Annotated in this window: 17 protein-coding genes; 5 read left to right on the forward strand and 12 right to left on the reverse strand. The window is 40.3% G+C overall.

Annotated features, from left to right (window positions below):
* Window positions 1-17 precede the first annotated feature (17 nt).
* Window positions 18-1,058 (reverse strand): AI-2E family transporter, encoded by a 1,041-nt coding sequence (locus tag C1E24_RS07135; RefSeq protein WP_138480107.1) that lies wholly within the window; start codon window positions 1,056-1,058, stop codon window positions 18-20.
* Between the two features lie 110 nt (window positions 1,059-1,168).
* Here C1E24_RS07135 and C1E24_RS07140 point away from each other — a divergent pair, with 110 nt between their 5' ends.
* Window positions 1,169-2,065 carry a TIGR01777 family oxidoreductase gene (locus C1E24_RS07140; RefSeq protein ID WP_138480109.1) on the forward strand — a complete coding sequence of 299 codons (897 nt, stop codon included), beginning with the start codon at window positions 1,169-1,171 and terminating at the stop codon, window positions 2,063-2,065.
* 95 nt (window positions 2,066-2,160) lie between these two features.
* On the opposite strand, the gene C1E24_RS07145 is transcribed toward C1E24_RS07140, so the two are convergent.
* The 6 genes from C1E24_RS07145 to C1E24_RS07170 all read right to left on the reverse strand — a co-directional run bounded on the left by C1E24_RS07145 (window position 2,161) and on the right by C1E24_RS07170 (window position 10,028).
* Window positions 2,161-4,830, reverse strand: a complete 2,670-nt coding sequence (locus C1E24_RS07145) for a DUF349 domain-containing protein (protein WP_138480111.1) — start codon at window positions 4,828-4,830, stop codon at window positions 2,161-2,163.
* Window positions 4,820-5,101: a YeaC family protein gene (locus C1E24_RS07150; RefSeq protein ID WP_058030038.1), complete on the reverse strand. Its 282-nt coding sequence runs from the start codon at window positions 5,099-5,101 to the stop codon at window positions 4,820-4,822. Before C1E24_RS07150 ends, C1E24_RS07145 begins: the two co-directional genes overlap by 11 nt.
* 1 nt (window position 5,102) lies before the next feature.
* Window positions 5,103-5,429 carry a hypothetical protein gene (locus tag C1E24_RS07155; RefSeq protein WP_138480113.1) on the reverse strand — a complete coding sequence of 109 codons (327 nt, stop codon included), beginning with the start codon at window positions 5,427-5,429 and terminating at the stop codon, window positions 5,103-5,105.
* A gap of 98 nt (window positions 5,430-5,527) precedes the next feature.
* Window positions 5,528-7,204, reverse strand: a complete 1,677-nt coding sequence (locus C1E24_RS07160; RefSeq protein WP_138480114.1) for an alanine/glycine:cation symporter family protein — start codon at window positions 7,202-7,204, stop codon at window positions 5,528-5,530.
* 71 nt (window positions 7,205-7,275) lie between these two features.
* Window positions 7,276-8,403, reverse strand: coding sequence for a M14 family metallopeptidase (locus C1E24_RS07165; protein ID WP_138480115.1), 1,128 nt, complete (start codon window positions 8,401-8,403; stop codon window positions 7,276-7,278).
* A 179-nt stretch (window positions 8,404-8,582) separates the two neighbouring features.
* Window positions 8,583-10,028: a glyceraldehyde-3-phosphate dehydrogenase gene (locus tag C1E24_RS07170; RefSeq protein WP_138480116.1), complete on the reverse strand. Its 1,446-nt coding sequence runs from the start codon at window positions 10,026-10,028 to the stop codon at window positions 8,583-8,585.
* A gap of 241 nt (window positions 10,029-10,269) precedes the next feature.
* On the opposite strand from C1E24_RS07170, the gene C1E24_RS07175 reads away from it, so the two are divergent.
* On the forward strand, window positions 10,270-11,070 hold the full coding sequence (locus C1E24_RS07175; protein WP_138480117.1) for a DUF2989 domain-containing protein: 801 nt from the start codon (window positions 10,270-10,272) through the stop codon (window positions 11,068-11,070).
* A gap of 73 nt (window positions 11,071-11,143) precedes the next feature.
* Here the strand turns inward: C1E24_RS07175 and C1E24_RS07180 are convergent, their stop codons facing one another.
* The 4 genes from C1E24_RS07180 to C1E24_RS07195 form a co-directional block, all read right to left on the reverse strand.
* The gene (locus C1E24_RS07180) at window positions 11,144-11,986 is read right to left on the reverse strand and encodes an isopenicillin N synthase family dioxygenase (protein ID WP_138480118.1); all 843 of its coding nucleotides are present in this window, start codon (window positions 11,984-11,986) and stop codon (window positions 11,144-11,146) included.
* A 245-nt stretch (window positions 11,987-12,231) separates the two neighbouring features.
* Window positions 12,232-13,026 carry a M48 family metallopeptidase gene (locus tag C1E24_RS07185; protein ID WP_138480119.1) on the reverse strand — a complete coding sequence of 265 codons (795 nt, stop codon included), beginning with the start codon at window positions 13,024-13,026 and terminating at the stop codon, window positions 12,232-12,234.
* Between the two features lie 129 nt (window positions 13,027-13,155).
* Entirely contained in the window at window positions 13,156-13,746 is a 591-nt protein-coding gene (gene grpE / locus C1E24_RS07190; protein WP_138480120.1) for a nucleotide exchange factor GrpE, read from the reverse strand.
* Between the two features lie 54 nt (window positions 13,747-13,800).
* Window positions 13,801-14,736 carry an HrcA family transcriptional regulator gene (locus tag C1E24_RS07195; RefSeq protein WP_138480121.1) on the reverse strand — a complete coding sequence of 312 codons (936 nt, stop codon included), beginning with the start codon at window positions 14,734-14,736 and terminating at the stop codon, window positions 13,801-13,803.
* An 83-nt stretch (window positions 14,737-14,819) separates the two neighbouring features.
* Here C1E24_RS07195 and nadK point away from each other — a divergent pair, with 83 nt between their 5' ends.
* The 3 genes from nadK to recN all read left to right on the forward strand — a co-directional run bounded on the left by nadK (window position 14,820) and on the right by recN (window position 18,071).
* Window positions 14,820-15,704: an NAD(+) kinase gene (gene nadK / locus C1E24_RS07200; RefSeq protein WP_138480122.1), complete on the forward strand. Its 885-nt coding sequence runs from the start codon at window positions 14,820-14,822 to the stop codon at window positions 15,702-15,704.
* Window positions 15,705-15,756: 52 nt separating this feature from the next.
* Window positions 15,757-16,326, forward strand: coding sequence for a hypothetical protein (locus C1E24_RS07205; RefSeq protein WP_138480123.1), 570 nt, complete (start codon window positions 15,757-15,759; stop codon window positions 16,324-16,326).
* Between the two features lie 68 nt (window positions 16,327-16,394).
* Window positions 16,395-18,071 carry a DNA repair protein RecN gene (recN, locus tag C1E24_RS07210; RefSeq protein ID WP_138480124.1) on the forward strand — a complete coding sequence of 559 codons (1,677 nt, stop codon included), beginning with the start codon at window positions 16,395-16,397 and terminating at the stop codon, window positions 18,069-18,071.
* Window positions 18,072-18,186: 115 nt separating this feature from the next.
* Here recN and C1E24_RS07215 read toward each other — a convergent pair whose 3' ends face one another.
* Window positions 18,187-19,602 carry an FAD-dependent oxidoreductase gene (locus tag C1E24_RS07215; protein WP_138480126.1) on the reverse strand — a complete coding sequence of 472 codons (1,416 nt, stop codon included), beginning with the start codon at window positions 19,600-19,602 and terminating at the stop codon, window positions 18,187-18,189.
* Window positions 19,603-19,607: the final 5 nt, after the last annotated feature.

Raw genomic sequence — 19,607 nt, forward strand, 5'->3', positions numbered from 1 at the left:
GCCGTTTTTATTGTTGATTAACTTAGCTTTGATTCTGTTTCTTCACCACTACCTAGCATAGTCGCTAGCCACTGCCCTTGTTCGCTATTTTCTAAGGCAATTTTCACCACCATGGTTAATGGTACTGATAACAGCATTCCCACAGTCCCAAACAACCAGCCCCAGAAGATTAAAGAAAGGAACACAACTAAAGTAGATAAACCAAGCCCTTTACCCATATATCTAGGCTCTATAACGTTCCCCATAACCGTATTTATCGCCACATAACCAAGTGCAACAAAGCCACTGACAAGCGGACCTTGGGTGATAAGTGCAATTAAAACCGCAGGCACTGCGGCAATAATAGAGCCGATATTAGGAATATAATTTAATAAGAACGCGACAACGCCCCATAAAACAAAGTAGTCAACATCTAATATCCAAAGTAACAACGCAGCGCAAAAACCAGTTGCTAAAGACACCAAAGTTTTAATGGCCAAATAAGAGTTAATTGATTCTAAAAATTTATCAATTTGTTTTTGTCTCATTTCAGGGTCATCTAAGGCCAAATGCACTTTCTTATTGATCATCGGTGCTTCGAATAACATAAACACCACTGTTAAGATGATTAAAAAAATATTGGCCATGGCCGCACCAAACCCAGTCAGCATATTGGTAGCCATATCAATCATTTTACCCGGATCAAACAAGGCTATGAGCTGTTGTTTGTCGATCAAAATATTGTACTGTGCGGCAGTATCAACCAGCCAAACAAAACGGGCCTGTAAATCTTCTCTATATTGTGGCAATTGCTTTGAAAAATCATTCAAAGATTGACCTACGAGGCCAGCTAAACTAGAGCCAACAGCCACTATCATTAACATGATAAGTAAGATAGCAATGCCTTTAGGTACTTTATAGCGAGCAAAGAATCTTAGTAATGGATTACAGATGATGGCAATAAATGCAGCCAATATAAATGGTACAATGATATCTGTGGCCAGTTTTAGGCCTGCCAGCACAATAAACAGTGACGCAATGATCACTAAGCTTTTACTTAAACCTTGAAGAGACGACACATAAATTCCTTCGAAAACAAGTTTACATTCATTCTACTTCAACAATACTTAATTGATCCATCAATGATTTTTAACGTATAAAAACTAAATATAAGCGCTAAGGTTGTAGGATGAAAATACTGATAACAGGTGCAACGGGGTTAATTGGCTCCGCACTTTGTAAATTGCTCGCTGACAAGCACGAACTGATAGCTTTAACTAGAAACATGAACAAAGCTAAAAGCACATTACCTAATTCAATCAAATTTATTGATAACCTTGAAGATTTAAATTTTGATGATTTGGATGCTGTGATTAATCTTGCTGGAGAGCCCATCGCAGACAAGCGATGGAGCGCTCAACAAAAGCAAAGAATTTTTCAAAGCCGTTTAGGTATTACCGAGCAGATCGTCACTAAAATAAATGCCAGTGATGCACCGCCTAAAGTGTTTATTTCTGGAAGTGCCATTGGTTTTTATGGTCGTCAACCTGCTGAGAATATTATCACTGAGTCATACTCGTCAACCTACCCTGAATTTAGCCATCAACTCTGTAAACAATGGGAAGAACTCGCACTACAGGCACAGTCACCTGAAGTGAGAGTTTGCCTGCTACGAACAGGTATTGTACTTAGTAAACAAGGCGGTGCTTTGGACAAAATGCTCCCCCCTTTTAAGTTAGGATTGGGTGGTAAAATGGCATCAGGTAAACAAATGATGTCTTGGATCCATATCGATGACATGATCAACTCCATCGTATTCTTACTTGATGCGCCAAATGCCCATGGTGCGTTTCACCTGACAGCCCCTGAGCCTGTTAGTAATACTAATTTTAGTCAAATACTCGCAAAAAACTTAAAACGCCCAGCTTTGTTTCCTATGCCAGAATTCATTTTGAAACTGCTCTTTGGCGAAATGTCTGACCTATTAATATATGGGCAAAATGTCATCCCTGAAAAGCTCGAACAGCAAGGTTTTAAATTCAAGTTTAAAACACTTGATGCTGCGCTGAATGAGATTTTGAATTGACCTCAATCTGTGACCTAGTTTTTTCTAGACATAATATTGAAAGCATATAAAAAGACCACGCAATTGCGTGGTTTTTTTATAAGAATTACTAGGTTCTAAAGAAGTTTAAGCAATCTTTCTGACTGTAATTCAGCAGTAGGCGTATTTGATAAGTATGCAGATAAATAATGGTCAAAATCTACGTTTTGACCTTGCAATTTATCATCTAACATAGCAACTTGTTCTGCCATGCGCTCAGGGCTTGAGCTCTCATCATTCATTTTGTCTGATAAGATTTCAAGGCGTAAAATCAACTGCTCACTAGACAAATTCACACCGATTTTACTAATAAACTCAGCAGGGACCGAGCCACCATTTTCAAGCGCCACTTTTAGTGCATCGAATCTAGCGGTATTGGCAAGCTGCTCAAGCTCAACTAACTTCTGCTGCAATTCAGTAATGAACTTTTGAACTTGCTTTTTAACCATTGGCAGAAAATCAATTTCAGATAATTGAGAAATCAACTTTTTGATTTCAGCTTCGCTACCGTTTTCAGGCAACTCAGCTTTAATTTCATCAAATTGTTGCTGCTGCTCTGAGCTCAGTGCATCTTTCTCTGCTTTTTGAGATTCAAATTCCGCACTGCGTTTCGCAAACACGGCATCGTTATGCTCTCTGAAAGCTTGCCATAACTGGTTTTCTTTCTTGTTGCCTGCAAAACCGATTGTTTGCCATTGCTTTTGTAACGATTTCAATACATCGCACGCTTGGGCTAAATCCTCAGCCGCAATTTGCTCAGCAGCTGTATCAACTAGGCCTTGCTTTAAATGAGCATTGTGTTCATGTTGTGAACGGATCGCATCACCAATGAGTTTTGCCTGCGCTTTAAATGCATTATTCAGTGATTTATATACGTCACTGTCAACGCTGCCTGCTGCACGCCACTGTTTATTTAACTTATTAAACTGGCTTTCATATTCACGCCAGTTAAACCCTTCAAGTGATGTGTCTGTTACCGCAAGTTCTGATATTTGATTAATCAAAGTTTCACGTGCTTGTTTTGCTTTTTCACGTTGTTGCTCTTGCTCAGCAAAGAAGGCACGACAAGGTGCAAATAGCAACTCAAGCTTTTCATCGAACTGCTTTGCTTGTAGCTTCTCTTCGTCAGTATCAACTCGGCCTAATTCATGCCATTGTGCACGCAACTTCTTAACTAACTCAGCACGTTGCTTGGGCGCTAAATCACAGTTTTCAATATGACTGTCTAAAGCGGTCAAAAGCTCAACACGCTTTGGCGCTGACGCATACTTCTGCCAATCACGAATATCATCTAACTGAGCAGAAATTTGCTCTCTAAGTGGTTCGAGCTGTGCTTGATTTGCTGCCGTTAAACGCTCGAAATGCTCAGTGAATCCTTTAAACACACCAAAAGCCACTTTACTTCGGCCTTGCTCAACCAATCGTTGAACATCTTTGGCTTTACGTCTAGCTTGTTTAAGCTCATTTTGTTGCGCATCAAGTTGTTCAGCCATGGCTGCTTTAAACTGCTTGCTTAACGCACTGAGCTTTGCTTTAGCTGGTTTTTTTAGAGTATTAGGTAATTGTTCAATAATGCCTTTCGCATTATTGTAAGCCGATTTTTGTGCATTTAATGTGTCATCAAGCTCACTCAACTCTGTTGTTGCCGTGATATTAGCAAGTGCTTCAAGTGCAGTTTGTGCGGCTTGATTTGCAACAACCAGCTCAGGTAACTGCTTTAATTGGCTTTCTAAATCTACAAGTGTATCTAAATGCTTAACAAGTACATCACTGTACGCACTTGATGTTATCTTGCTACGTAATTGACTGAGTTGAATGTCTAATTCTGCCTGTTTTGAAACATCTAGTTGCTCAAGTGCATTTACCAAGGCTTGTTCAGCCAAATTCAATTGTGACTCAACTTCAGTAAGAAATGCCTGCTTTTCTCGCTTCGCCTGCTCAGCTTTTTCTAATGCTTCAAACTCCGCTTTTAAAGCAGCTAAATGTGAAGAAATACGTGCTTCTATTGCGCTGTACTTTTGCTCATTTTCTTTAACTGCTTCTTCGTCTAACCAAGACAATTCGAGGCCTTGCCACTGCTCAGTTAATATTTTGAATTGGTTGTTTACTTCTTTGTAATCGTGCTTGTCTCTAAGCGCATTAAGCTTAGCTAAAATCATTTTGACTTGTGCAAGTACTTCAGCCGGTTTTTCTTTTGCCAGTTTTTGTTGCTCAAGAGCTTGCTCAAGTGCCGATTTCGCTTGGCCCTTCGCTGATTTCAATAACTGCTTTTGTAAGCCGTATTGCTCGACCAAAGGTAAAAGCAACAACTGCAGTTGTTCATCGTCTTGCTTAAAGCTCTGCTCTATGAGTTTAGGTTGAGCAAGACGCTTTAATAGTTTTACGCGAACTTCTAGGCTTGACTCAGAGAAAGCTAACTTTTCTAGTACACGTTTCGATGCAAATCTATCGACATACTCTTGACGAATATTGCTATCAAGTTCACTTTTACCGTTTAATACTGCGCTGCTAATGTGTTGTTCTGCTAGATCTTTAAGCGCTTGATCTTGCTTGTAAGCTTGCCACCAAAGACTCAAGCTATTTAATTTGTTTAGCGCTTTTTGTCTGATTTCAGTCGAATTATCTTCTAATGCCATTGTCTTTAAAACATCGGCATCCTTGTCTTGCTCTAGCTTATTAAGCGCCTGAAGTCTTACTTCAGTTTTAGGGTGTTTCCATTTTGGTGTAAAAAGGTGTTTAAAGATCATTTTCACTGAACCTAGCTATTTCATTTTCTTTTTTAAATTCTTGTTGTAGTTCTCTTTTTGACTTTTGTACCATTTCACCTTCTGCGTTGATGGTGAATTGCTCGTTAGTCTTGGCTACTTTAGCCTGATAAAGCATAACTAATTGCACTGTTTGCTCTTTTTGAGCTTCTGTCAGTGGAGTGCCATCTGGCCACTTACCTGTTGAGGCCCCATACTGCAAACGCTCAAATAATTCGGGTGTTAAATTATTTACTAAGCTGTCTATGTTCATGTCACTTTTTCTTTTTTAAATACACTAAAATAATTCTGTTTACTAAATACCAGAAACAGCCAATTGCAATGGCACCTCTGGTTAACCACATTTCGATTGAATCGGGCGCTGGCTGGCGCGAATAAAGATATAAGAAACCGCCGAGGAAAAGGATCAATGCAAGAAAAGAGTGATTCATAAACATCTGTTGCTTTTTAACTCTTTTACGTGCAGCAATTCGAGCTAATTGCTCTTCGCTGACTTCTCCGAGCTGAAGGTCACAGTGTGGACAAACCTTGTTTTTACTTGAAATAGACTCGTTACAACTTGGACAAGAAACTATTGCCATATTTATGACTCCTGCTGATACAAAAAAGGCGTCTCGAGGACGCCATTTTACTCGTTTTTGTACCAAAAGTCTTTTACTAAGGTACGTTCAAAAACGATTTATTTTTCGTTTGGATGCTCTTTATTGAACTTATCCCAGTATTCAGTGACTGACTCTTTCATTTCTTTGCGGAGTAAGAAAATACCGAATAAGTTGGGTAAGGTCATCACAACAATTGCAACTGCTGCTAGTTTCCAAACTAAAGTCGTGTCTGCAAATGATGCCCAGAAGAAGCCTGCAACATAAAATACACGGTAAGGCATCACTGATTTGCTACCAAGTAGATAAATCATTGCACGGTCGCCATAATAAGACCACGCAATTGCTGTCGAGAAAGCAAATAATAATAAGCCGATTGATACGATATATTTACCATTTTCACCAAAGAAACCTCGGCTGAATGCTTTAGTTGTTAGCTCAGCAGAATGTACTAAAGATTTACCGGTGATCATAATATCTTTGTCTACAGGCATACCATCTTTAATTTCAATCGTGCCCGTGTAAACGTGTTTTTCAGTTAAACCGAAGCGCACATCTTCAGCAATTGAGCGAGAGTGAATAATGGTAAAGTCTTTCTCTACCGCTTTACCCTGTATTGAATGAAGTTCACCATTATAAAGCGCTACACCATGGTCTTTATGACCATTTAAATACTTATAAAGTGATTGGCGATTTTCTTCGTTATCTTCAGAATACTGGCCTTGTAAAATGACCATGGATGAACGTTCAAATTGTGTTTCAAATTTTTCAGTCCATACACCAGAAGAAAGGATAACTAAGCCTGTCAAAGTACAGATGATGATGGTATCGATGAAAGGCTCAAGAATTGACACCATCCCCTCAGATACTGGTTCATCTGCTTTCGCTGATGCGTGTGCAATTGGTGCAGAACCTTGACCTGCTTCGTTCGAGAATAAACCACGGTTTACACCACGGTTGAAGGCATAAGCAAATGATGCGCCTAAGAAACCACCCGCTGCGGCAGAGCCTGAAAATGCGTCTGTGAACACAGCTGCAAATGAAGGAGCTATATTTTCAATATTGTAGAAGATTACTGCCAATGCACCAATGATATATACCGCAGCCATCAGTGGCACAACACGAGAAGTGATTGCTGCAATGCGCTTAATTCCACCTAAAATAACAAGTGCAAGTAAGATAGATAGCACACCACCGGTATGCCAAGGCTCAAAACCAAAGGTGGATTCCATACCCTGAGCAATATTATTAATTTGCGGCAAGCTACCTGTACCAAAAGAGCTAATGACAGTTGCGACAGCAAATAATACGGCTAACCACTTCATATTCAAACGACGATCCATGTAGTACATTGGGCCACCAGCCATCGTGCCATCATCTGTTTTAACACGATACTTGTGAGATAGGGTTACCTCTACAAATTTAGTCGTCATACCAAAAAATGCAGTCATCCACATCCAAAATAGCGCTGCAGGACCACCAATTGAGATTGCCAGTGCCACACCACCTATATTACCAGTACCTACGGTGCCTGAAAGCGCAGTCGCAAGCGCTTGGAAGTGCGTTGTGTCACCTTCATGGCTTTTTTTATCAAACTTGCCGGTTACCACCTTACAAGCATGTTTGAAATATCTGATCTGTGGGAATTTAAGATAAATGGTGAAGAATAAACCCACACCAAGTAATACGTATGGGAACCAAGCTGCTCCCCCCAACATGCCATCTAGAGAATCTAGAAACTGCCCAAATGCATCCATGGAACATCCTCATTATTGTTATACATAAAAGGTAGCACCGTGGTGCTACCTTTTGATTTTACTGTTGATTATTATCTTAGTTTGTCTACAACCGATACAATTGCAGCAAGCGTATCTTGACCGAATTGATATGAACGTCTGTCAGACCAACCGTAATATGGGTCTGGTAGATTCGCATTATCTTTAAACGGCATTTCAATCGTGTAAGCCAACGCTTTAAACGCCTCACCCACAGCACAAGATGCAACCGTTAAGTTAGCTTCACCTGGCGCATCTTTTGGATAGCCAAACTCATCTTGGAACTCAGGTGTAATAGTAAGTAGTGCTGCTTTGAAGTCATTTTCTAATGACTCTAAACGCGTGTCATAACTTGGGATACCTTCACTACCAGCAACAAAGTTATAAGGTAATGCTTCATCACCATGAATATCTAAATACATATCTAGGCCTGCGTCATGCATCTTATTTAACACATGGAAAACCTCTGGTGATTTTTCAAGGCTCGGTTCAGCCCACTCGCGGTTAAGGTTAACACCTACTGCGTTTGTACGAAGGTGACCACGAACACTGCCATCAGGGTTCATATTTGGGACTACATAGAAAACAGCTTTTGAAAGTAATGCTGCTGCATGTGGGTCTTCGTCATCTAGAAGCTTGTGAAGTAAGCCCTCTACAAACCACTCTGCCATTGTCTCACCCGGGTGCTGACGGGCAGTGATCCAAATTTTCTTTTTACCTTCTTCAGGTTCGCCAATCGTAAGCAAACTGATATCACGACCGTCTAGCGTTTCGCCAAGAGTTTCAATTTCACATGCATCATGGCTTTGCGCCCAATAGAGTAAGTCTAAATGACGCTCATAACTATAAGGAGCGAAATAAGCAAAATAGGTATGGCTCTGCTCAGGTTCGAAATCAATAGTAAGAGTACCGTTTTCGTATGCTGTAGGAACACGGAACCAAGTTTGGCGATCATATGATGCCACCGCTTGATAGTCATCCCACCCTTCCGGATAAGCTGATTTTTCTAGACCACCAATTTGCATTTTATGTTGTAAAAATGGTGTGCTTTCTAAACGAAAATGAAACCACTGAAAAAATTCAGATTCATTATCGTTGTTGATAGCTAGTTGAATATCGAGTGGCTCGTTGCTCGCAAGCACCTTGATATTACCACTGTCAAAATTACTGGTGATTTTCATCCGTAACCTTCTTTTTATAAATTAACGACGCAATAGTCGCAGACAAACATTAACTTTTTGTCTTTATCGTTTAGGAAGTGTAATTCACTTGTAAAAATAATTTTTAAAGAGTATCACACCGATTTAAGTTCAAAAACTAAAAAAGCCAGCTAAAGCTGGCTTTTTATTACTTTTCGCTATTAGCGAGGTAGGCTTGGGAATTCAACTTCAGCCATATCGTGCATAACACGAATAACCTGACAGCTGTAACCAAACTCGTTATCGTACCAAACGTATAGTACAACACGGTTACCATCAACAATTGTTGCTTGAGAATCAACAACACCTGCGTAACGGCTGCCTACTAGGTCAGTAGAAACGATTTCTGTTGACGCTGTGTAATCAATTTGATCACGAAGGTCAGAGTACAGTGATGTTTCACGTAAGTACTCATTTAGCTCTTCAACCGTTGTCTCTTTTTCTAAGTTTAGGTTAAGAATTGCCATTGAAACGTTTGGCGTAGGAACACGGATAGCATTACCAGTTAACTTACCTTCAAGTTCAGGTAGTGCTTTAGAAACAGCTTTAGCCGCGCCCGTTGACGTGATAACCATGTTCAGTGCTGCTGCACGACCACGACGCTCTGCTTTGTGGTAGTTATCAATCAGGTTCTGGTCGTTAGTGTAAGAGTGAACTGTTTCAACGTGACCATTCTGGATACCAAACTTATCATTAAGTGCTTTAAGTGTTGGTGTGATTGCATTCGTTGTACAGCTCGCCGCTGAAACGATTGAATCTTCAGAAAGGATGTCTTTATTGTTAACACCATAAACCACGTTTTTGATGTCACCTTTTGCAGGCGCTGTTAGAAGCACTTTAGCAGCACCATTTGACTTAAGGTGAAGGCCTAAGCCATCTCTGTCTTTCCAGATACCTGTGTTATCAACGATAAGTGCATTGTTGATACCGTATTCATTGTAATCAATTTCATCTGGAGAGTTAGCATAGATAACTTGGATATAGTTACCGTTAGCTTTGATTGCGTTACGCTCGTTATCAACGGTGATTGAACCATTGAAAGGACCATGGATTGAATCACGACGTAACAGACTTGCACGCTTTTCAAGGTCACCGTCACGGCCACCACGAACAACGATTGCACGTAAGCGTAGATCAGTGTGAGAGCCACCACGCTCGATAAGTAGACGTGCTAATAAACGACCGATACGGCCAAAACCGTAAAGAACAACATCACGAGGCTCTTGATTGTCGCCTTTGTTTACGATGTCTGCTAATTCAGCGTTTAGGTATTCTTCAATTGAACGACCTTCGCCTGCATTTTTATGAACATAACCATAAGCTAATTTGCCTAGGTCAATACGTGCAGGTGCTAAATCCATTTTGCTAATAGCTTCTAGGAATGGGAAGCTTTCACGTAAGCGTAGTTTGCTTTCTTCGAAACGTGCCACAGTCTTGTGAGCTTTGATCACGTCGATTGTGCTTGTATTTACAAGTGGACGACCGTAAACAGCGATTTCAACACCCTTGTTACGGTACAAACGACCAATGATTGGTTGCATGTTTTCAGCATAATCTTGGCGTTCTTGCCAGCTATTTTGATATTCTTGCTCGTGAGATAAGGTCATTTTTTCTGCCTAATTAAACAATTTTTTGAACGGATAGCCCCTTAGGGCACCGCTATTCTAATTTAAACTGCTACGATTCTCCACTGTTACTGTCTAATTCATTAGGCTAAACTACTTAGAGTTATTTTTTATGCTGTTTTTTAGTGTAATAACGCTGAAACTCATAAAACACGTATATTAGGCTTATCAAATGAAAAACAAACATAGCCTTACACAATTAAAACAATGAAGAGGAAGCAAGATGGCACTGCGGACGCTGCTCGCACTAAGTATTTTCACCCTTGTAGGTTGTGAGCAATCCCTGACCTTAAACAAAGTGTGCGAAGAAACACCTGGGTTTTGTGAAGATTTAAATAAAGATAGTCACTGTAAAGATCTGCGCTCTGATCTTATATTTGCCAGATATCACGAATACAAATCACCTACTGATGACAACAAATATGACTTACTAAAAAAGTTAGAGTCATATGACTCTTGTGTATCTCTGGCTGCTAAAATTGAGCATATAAAGTTAAAAGAAAAAACCACATCACGTGTTGAAGGTCACTTAACTAGCCTTAAAGAAATGAACCGTATTTTTCAAGATACAAAACAAACTGATCATCCAGGTTTGCTCTACTACCATTGGTCCAGAAATAACAGTCGTTTTGCAATGAACAAGCTGTTGAATATGCAAGACCAAGACAATGTTAAAAATGATGCTGAAATACAGTTATTTTTAGCAACCTATTACGCTAAATTTGATGATGAGAAAACTGTAGATTTACTTTATCGAGTACTGGAATTAAACGAAGCGGGTCAACAACCAAAATTAGAGGTATACAGCAGCCTTGTCAGTATTTTCTTCAAACAAAAGAAATACAAACATGCTTATACTTTTGCAAAAATAGCGCAAATGTCTGGATTTGAAGACATTGATATTTTACCTGTAACACATGAAATCACCAGTCGAGGTCGCTCACTTGACCCATTAGATGAACTTGCTATGCAAACCTATGAAGAAATTCAAGCAGGCGCATTTGTTTCACCTCGTGACTTTTAACTTAAAAAACTCAGCTAATAAAAAACCCTAACAGATGTTAGGGTTTTTTTGTGTCTTGAATTCCAGTAAAAGTTTACTTAACACCTAGTTCTTCAAGGCGCTCTTGTAAGTAACTATCAGCAGTGTAACGCTCAGATAATACAACTTCAGGTTTTGGGTGTAAGAATAATGGTAGAGAAATACGTGAATTCTTAGACGCTTTACCTGATGGATTGATAACACGGTGAATCGTTGATGGGAAGTAGCCACCTGATGCTTCTTGAAGCATGTCACCGATATTAATAATTAAGTTACCAAAATCACATGGTACGTCTAACCAGCCCCCATCTTGTGTTTGAACTTGCAAACCTGGCTCATTTGAAGCTGGAAGTACAGTAAGTAAATTGATATCACCGTGTGCCGCTGCACGAATAGCACCTGGTTCTTCATCACCTGTCATTGGCGGATAATGAAGCACGCGAAGTAAAGTTTGCTCAGAATCTTTGATCATATCTTTTAGATCAATTGAAAACTTCGCTTTAACGTCTTCTGGTGCCTGTGATTGAACCCAGCTTAATAGCTCAGCGGCAAACTCATTTGCAATACGGTAGTACTCACGGATCTCAGCGTCTAATTGTGCAGGAACACGGCCTTTTGGATAAACATGGAAGTATTCTTTTATGTCTTTAACAGTAAAGCCTTTTGCAACTTCTGAAACTTCTGGTGGGAAGTAACCATCTTGATTTTCTTTATCGAATAAGAAGTTGTGTTTCTCTTCTGTATAGAAGAACTCTTGCCAATTTTTATAAATTGATTCAACTAATTCTTGTGGGATTGGGTGGTTCTTTAAAACGCCGAATCCTGTATTACGAAGAGATTCAACGAATTGCGCAGCTGCGTCATCTGCGCGGTAATCTACCGTAGGTAATTGTTGCATAATGGTCCACTCAGTTGTGTTTAGTTAAAACAGCTTTTTGATAAGTGTAGCCAATTATTTACTAGCCTTATCAAATAGTGTTGACCCTTGACATAAGAGTGCGGCGAGCATAAGAAAATAGACCGAGCTACATAAGGACTTATGTCCGCCTTTTGCGTAAGTGTTGAACTAAATTGAGATAGATCAATTAATCTAAATAGTGAGAAAAGGTTGAATAAATGCAACCTTTTACTTTCAAAATCGGGTTATTTACACTCAGGTTTTAGCCCTTTTTGCCATGCTGAACGCTTTAGTGTCTCAGCTTCAGGCATTTTACTATTCAAAGTTTGCATACGTGTGTCTGGCGCTGGGTGAGTTGATAAAAACTCTGCTGGGCGCTCACCACTGAGTTTATTCATATTTTCCCAAAGTTTCACTGAACCAGTTGGTTCGAATCCCGCTTTTGCCATTAGATCTAAACCAATTACATCGGCTTCACTTTCATGAGAGCGGCTAAAAGGTAAAGCGACCCCTACTTGAGCACCAACACCTAAACCTTGCATAATCGCTTGGCGGTATTCCACATTACCCATTTGCAATGCCACATCACTTGCCTGCAAGCCAAACTGCAACAAGCTATTTTGAGAAACTCGTTCATTGGCGTGCTCGGCGATAACGTGACCCACTTCATGGCCCATAACCGCGGCAAGTTGATGTTGATCTTTAGCAACCTTTAATAGCCCTGTATGCACACCAATCTTTCCACCAGGTAAGGCAAAAGCGTTGGCGCTGTCCTCTTTAAAAACGACAACCTCCCAGTCTTGATTTGCATATTGCGTGGGTAACTGTGCTACCAGCTTATCTGCTATGCAGCGAACATAAGCATTGGTGTTTTTATCTGTTTCTATGGCTTGCTGCTCTTTCATTTGGGCAAAACTAGCAACCCCCATCTCATTCATCTTTTGTGGTGAGTAAAGCGCAATTTGTGTTCGCCCTGTTGGAGAGGTTTTACAACCTGCAGCCAATAAAGATAAGGCAACAATGCCGATCAGTTTTTTCATAGCGATTCCTTTAAAGGAAGTTTTAAGTGTATATGATTATTTTAAAATAAAATTTTGCTTAAACAATATAATTTAGGCAATAAAAAACGGGCCAAATGAGCCCGTTTCAATTCAATAAACAGAAACTGATTATTCAGCTGCTTTAGATACCATTACCATCGCAGGGCGAAGTAAACGGCCGTTTAAAGTATAGCCTTTCTGCATCACAGCTAGTACTGTGTTTGGTGCTACATCATTGCTAGGCTGAATTGACATTGCCTGATGGAAATCTGGATTGAACACTTCACCTTGTGGATTTACAGTTTCAACACCAAATTTAGCAACAGCATCTTCAAAACTCTTAAGCGTCATTTCAACACCTTCAAGTACTGGCTTAAGTGTTTCATTCTCTTTGTCAGAAAACTCAATGGCACGGTGAAGGTTATCGATCACAGGTAAAAGCTCATTAGCGAACTTTTCTAGTGCAAATTTATGTGCTTTTTCTACATCTTGTGCAGCACGGCGACGAATGTTTTCTACATCAGCTGCGGCACGTACAACACTGTCCTTTTGATCTGTAATAGTCTGTTTAGCAGCTTCAAGCTCTGCGTATAAGCCTGCAATCTCTTCTTCTGGGCTTAGTTCAGTTTGTACTTCTTCTTGAGCTTGCTCTTGTTCTACTTCTACTTGCTCAACAGGCTCTACCACTTCTTGCTCAGGGGCATTATTTTGCTCAGACATATTTTTCTCCAAAATCTTACAACTGCGGACATTATGGGGATGGAAAAATCAGTTTCAAGTACTCGCCAACGAAAATTCTTCAATAATTGCTTCGATTGGTGCACAAGTTGAGCAAATCACACAAAATCGACTCTGATATTCACCATTTTCAAAATAAGGCAGGCTTAAAATCACTGTTTCGCCCAATTGATAACTAGATAACTCATTTCCCATGATGAGTGATAAACCATTTTTAAAAGCCAATTTATCTTCAATATCGTGAAGAAACCCAACCCCAAGGTTGAGCTCTTTATCTGACTCTATGGCGTTATATAAATGCCTTTCTCCAAGCAAAATACAGTTATCTGAACCTAGTTGCTGATGAAGTTGAGCAGTCCATTGTGTTAATTGAGCTGTACAAGTTTTAGGTGCGCTATTTGCCATTGCAAACATGCGTTGCAAACCTTCTTTCAAAGGCTGTTGACTAAAAACTGTATTCATCCAAGAGGCAAATTGATAACGCTGTGCGTCGGTTTCAAAGTCAGGTTTATCAATCAAAATATTCTGTGACTGCCCTGCTCTATCAATTAACAGTACTAACCATGAACTACTATCAAAACCAAGCACTTCTACCCTAAAAATTATTTGTGAACTCGCTTGTGGTAACCCAACACAACAACACACTTGATATTTTTGACTGAGAGAGTGCGCTAATTCGACGAGTTTAGACTGCTCAGGTTGCCAATAGTGGCCAATATCAGATAAGTTTAAATATTCACTTAGCCAGAACTTAAAGCCGGCATCGGTGGGCATTCTTCCTGCTGAAGTGTAAGGAGAGCAAAGTAGGCCAATCTTTTCAAGCCGAGCCATCGCGTTTCTTACAGTAGCAGAGCAAACAGCCATGCCTTTTTGTTTTGCTATTTTACTCGACGGCACAGGCTGGCCTTCGCCATTGCAATACATACTCATCACAGCAGTAAAAATTTGCTGATCTCTGGGACTTAATTTCATACTTTATCCACAGGCCATCAAAAAAGTTTTCTCTTAAATGTTTTTCGGTTAGTCTTGCGCTAACTTAATCAAGGAAAATAATCATGACAAGCCCTTTTAAAACCATAGGCTTAATCGGTAAACCTAATCACAAAGGTGCGGCATTGACATTACACCGCCTTTATACCTTTTTGCAAGCATTAGGATACGAGGTACTTGTAGAAGAGCGTGTTGGCGCACAAGTTCAAGAAATTGCCCCTGAAGGACTCATTGAATTAGTTGAACTGGGAAAACGCTGTGATCTGGCCATTGTTATTGGCGGTGATGGCAATATGCTCGGTGCCGCTAGGGTACTAGCGCGATTTGATGTCGCCGTTATAGGTGTTAACCGGGGTAACCTAGGCTTCTTAACCGACCTTAACCCTGATGGCTTTGAGCCTGCGCTTGAAGAAGTGCTAAGAGGTGAATTCATTGCTGAATCACGCTTCTTATTAGAAGTCGAAGTCTATCGTCATGATGAATTAAAAAGTGCCAATTCCGCCATGAACGAAGCAGTATTACATGCCGATAAAGTCGCACACATGATTGAGTTTGAAGCATTTATTGATAATCAGTTTGTGTTCTCGCAGCGTTCAGATGGTTTAATCGTCTCAACACCGACAGGCTCAACAGCCTATTCTCTTTCTGGTGGAGGCCCAATCCTTACACCAGAATTAAATGCCATGGCGCTTGTCCCTATGTTTCCCCACACTTTATCAAGTAGGCCGTTAGTTGTGGATGGCGATAAAGAAGTCAGGTTAAAACTCAGCTTGGAAAATACAGATAGCTTACAAGTCAGTTGTGACAGCCATGTGGTCCTAGCTGTTTTACCAGGTGATGAAGTGGTTATAAAAAAAGCAGAAAAATCTTTACGCTTGATTCATCCGAAAAGCTATTCATACTATGATGTCCTAAGACAAAAATTGAATTGGGGCAGTAGACTTTACTAAGCCCATTAAAACATTCAAAATCGGTACATAACTATCAGGAAGTACACACGTTATGAATTACATTATTATCGCCACAATCGTGCTACTAATCACACTTTTAGGCGTTTATCTTGTTATCGAAAATAATAGAAAAAAAGCAAAAAATGCTGAGAAGCAGGTTTTTAACCAAAGACACAATGAAGTAACACTGCATTTTAAAACTAAAACCTCTGAATTTGTTGCAGCCGGCGCTATACCCTCAAAATACAGTGGCACGATTAACACCATCGTTAATAACTTTTTTGTTGTGCAAGCACATACAGAAGACAACTTAAATCAACTCGAGCGCATAGTTGAGTTGTTTATTTTAACTGTGGGTGAAGAAGTGCATAAGCATCGTGAAAAGGACACCATAGATACTTTAAAAGACACCATGACTGCTTTTGCAAAAGAGCTTCCGACAAATGGTGTCGCGTATAACAAAGATTTCTACTATGAATCACTGCCTGCAATGATCACTTTATTAAAAACTGCTGACATTACAGATGTTGAAAACCAAGATAAAGATGAAATAGATATAGACGCTGATTCAGATCAGAACAATCAAACTGAAGTGAATAAACTCGCTACAGCACAAATTTAATTTCACGCTTGATTTATTCTTAACTACTGTATAAATTAACAGTATAGATACTGTTTGGATATACAGATATGTTGATCAGCCTTGAAATTAGTAACTTCGCAATTGTAAATGATTTAAATATTGAATGGCGTGATGGCATGACAGCCATCACGGGCGAAACTGGTGCAGGTAAATCTATTGCCATAGATGCTCTATCACTTTGCTTAGGTGAAAGAGCGGACGCGCGTGCGATCAGACCGAGTGCTGATCGCGCTCAGATCGTGGCACAATTCAATATTCAGCAACTCCCTAAGGCTCAGCAATTTCTTAAAGAACATATGCTAAATAACGATGAGCATGATTGTATTTTACGTCGTGTCATTAGCCGAAGTGGTCGCAGTAAGAGTTACATAAATGGCGTTTCAGTTACTGCCAGTCAACTTAAAGAGTTAGGCGAATATTTAATCGCCATCCATGGACAACATGCTCACCAATTACTATTAAAAACTGAACATCAACTTCATCTCATTGATGCTTATGCAGGCCACACTCACCTACAAACTGCCGTAAAAAATCAATTTCAGCATTACCATCAATTACAGCGAGAGTATTCAACGCTTTTAAAAGAACAGCAGGCTAAAGCGGCACAACAGCAACTTCTAGAATATCAAGTGGCTGAATTAGACGAGTTTTCGCTTGAAGCTGATGAATTTAAGCAAATTGAAGAAGAACAATATCGGCTGAGCCACAGCCAGACCATTATTAATACCTGCCAACAGGAGTTAATGGCTTTATATGAGCAAGATGGTACCACAGTGTTAAGCCAGCTACAGCATAGTGCACAACAGTTCAATAACTTGACCAGTGTTGATAGCAGCCTTTGTAACATCGCTCAGTTGCTAGAGGAAGCCGTTGTACAAGTTGAAGAGGCAAGTCGAGAAATTCGAGACTATGCTGACCAAATTGATCAAGACCCACTCAGATTGCAAGAAGTCGAAGAGCGATTATCTAAAATCATGGATCTATCTCGTAAACATCATGTTAGACCTGAAGAACTTTATGAACATCATCAATCGTTAAAAGCGCAGCTTGATAATATTAGCTCTGATAACGCCCGTATAGATATTCTAGAGCAAGAAATAGCTCAAACACTGTCAGCTTACCAACAAGCAGCGCTGACGCTGAGTGATAGTCGAAGCCAGTCGGCGAAAAAACTACAGAAGCTTATTAGTGCGAGCATGGATGATTTAGCCATGAAACACTGTAAGTTTGCAATTGAATTGAAGCCAAAACCAGAGCTTAGACCTAATAGTGAGGGTTTTGATGCCATAGAGTTTTTAGTTTCAACGAATCCAGGTCAACCTTTGCAAGCTTTAGCAAAAGTTGCTTCGGGTGGTGAACTCTCTCGTATCAGTTTGGCTATTCAAGTGATTATCGCTGAAAAAGTGACGACGCCAACGCTTATTTTCGATGAAGTCGACGTGGGTATTTCTGGCCCAACCGCCTCTCAGGTTGGTAAATTACTTCGTAAGCTTGGAAAGTCGACGCAAGTCATATGTGTTACCCATTTACCGCAAGTCGCGTGTAGTGGTCATCAACAGTTTTTTGTCAGTAAGAAAGTCATCAAAGGGGAAACTTTCACGTCGATGAAGCCATTAGAAGATGCGCATCGTGTTGACGAAATTGCCCGTCTTATCGGTGGTGAATCGATCAGTGAAACCACCCGAGCCAGTGCAAAAGAGCTATTGGCCATACAAGCAGCATAAGCGAGAAGCGAGAAGCGAGAAGCGAGAAGCGAGAAGCGAGAAGCGAGAAGAAGATAACAAAAACCCAGTGTGAAAACTGGGTTTTTTTATGGGTAAAGATATTTAATATTGGACTTTAAACTTCTAGATAATCCAATATACCTTCGGCAGCATTACGGCCCTCAAAAATAGCGGTTACAACTAAGTCTGAACCTCGAACTGCGTCGCCGCCGGCAAAGATCTTAGGGTTACTTGTTTGATGCGTGTAGGCGCCCTGCTCAGGCGCAACAATGCCACCCCAACGGTTAATTTCAACATCGTATTGTGCTAGCCAATCAAGATTGTGTGGTTTAAAACCAAATGCCATTATCACCGCATCCGCATCAAGTACATGTTCAGTGCCTGGTACTTCTTCTGCGCGCTGACGCCCTGCAGCATCTGGTTCGCCCAAACGAGTTTCTACCATCTTAACACCAACAACTTTACCCTCTGCGTTTAATTCAATGCCTTTTGGCTGAACATTAAACTTAAAGTTTACGCCTTCTTCTTTGGCATTTTTTACTTCACGAACTGAACCTGGCATGTTTGATTCGTCACGACGATATGCACAGGTTACATGAGCCGCATTTTGGCGAATTGAAGTACGTACACAGTCCATCGCAGTATCACCGCCACCTAACACAACAACCTTTTGATTCGCCATGCTGATATAAGGCTGCTGAGCTTCATCATAACCCATGACTCGATTTGTATTACCAATCAAGAAAGGCAGAGCGTCATAAACGCTCTCAGCATCTTCGTTTTCAAGGTTACCGCGCATACTTTGATATGTGCCCACACCAATGAATACGGCATCATATTCAGCAATGATCTCATCAAGGCTGATATCTTTGCCAACTTCTGTATTTAACTTAAACTCAACGCCCATCTCAGTGAAAATTTCACGTCGATTTTCCATCACTGATTTTTCAAGTTTGAAAGATGGAATACCAAATGTCAGTAGACCACCAATCTCTGGGTTACGGTCGAAAACAACAGGTTTAACCCCATTGCGTACTAGAATATCTGCACAACCTAAACCTGCAGGACCCGCACCGATGATGGCGACTTTCTTGTCTGTCCATACTACATACGACATATCTGGCTTCCAGCCTTGGGCAAAGGCTGTATCTGTGATGTATTTTTCGATATTACCGATTGTTACCGCACCAAACTCTTCATTGAGCGTACACGCCCCCTCACATAAACGGTCTTGTGGACACACTCGACCACATACCTCTGGTAAGCTGTTGGTACGGTGTGACAGCTCAGCGGCCTCAAAAATACGACCATTACGGATCAACTTTAACCACTGTGGAATATAGTTATGAACTGGGCACTTCCATTCACAATAAGGATTACCACAGTCTAAACAACGATCAGATTGAGAATTCACTTGGTTTTGTGAAAATGGCTCGTAAATCTCTACAAATGATTGCTTACGTGATGAAATTGGTTTTTTTCTTGGATCAACTCGTTGCACATCGATAAATTGGTAAACATTTTCGCTCATACTCT

The organism is Pseudoalteromonas phenolica, from assembly GCF_005876835.1.
Lineage (GTDB): Bacteria > Pseudomonadota > Gammaproteobacteria > Enterobacterales > Alteromonadaceae > Pseudoalteromonas > Pseudoalteromonas phenolica_B.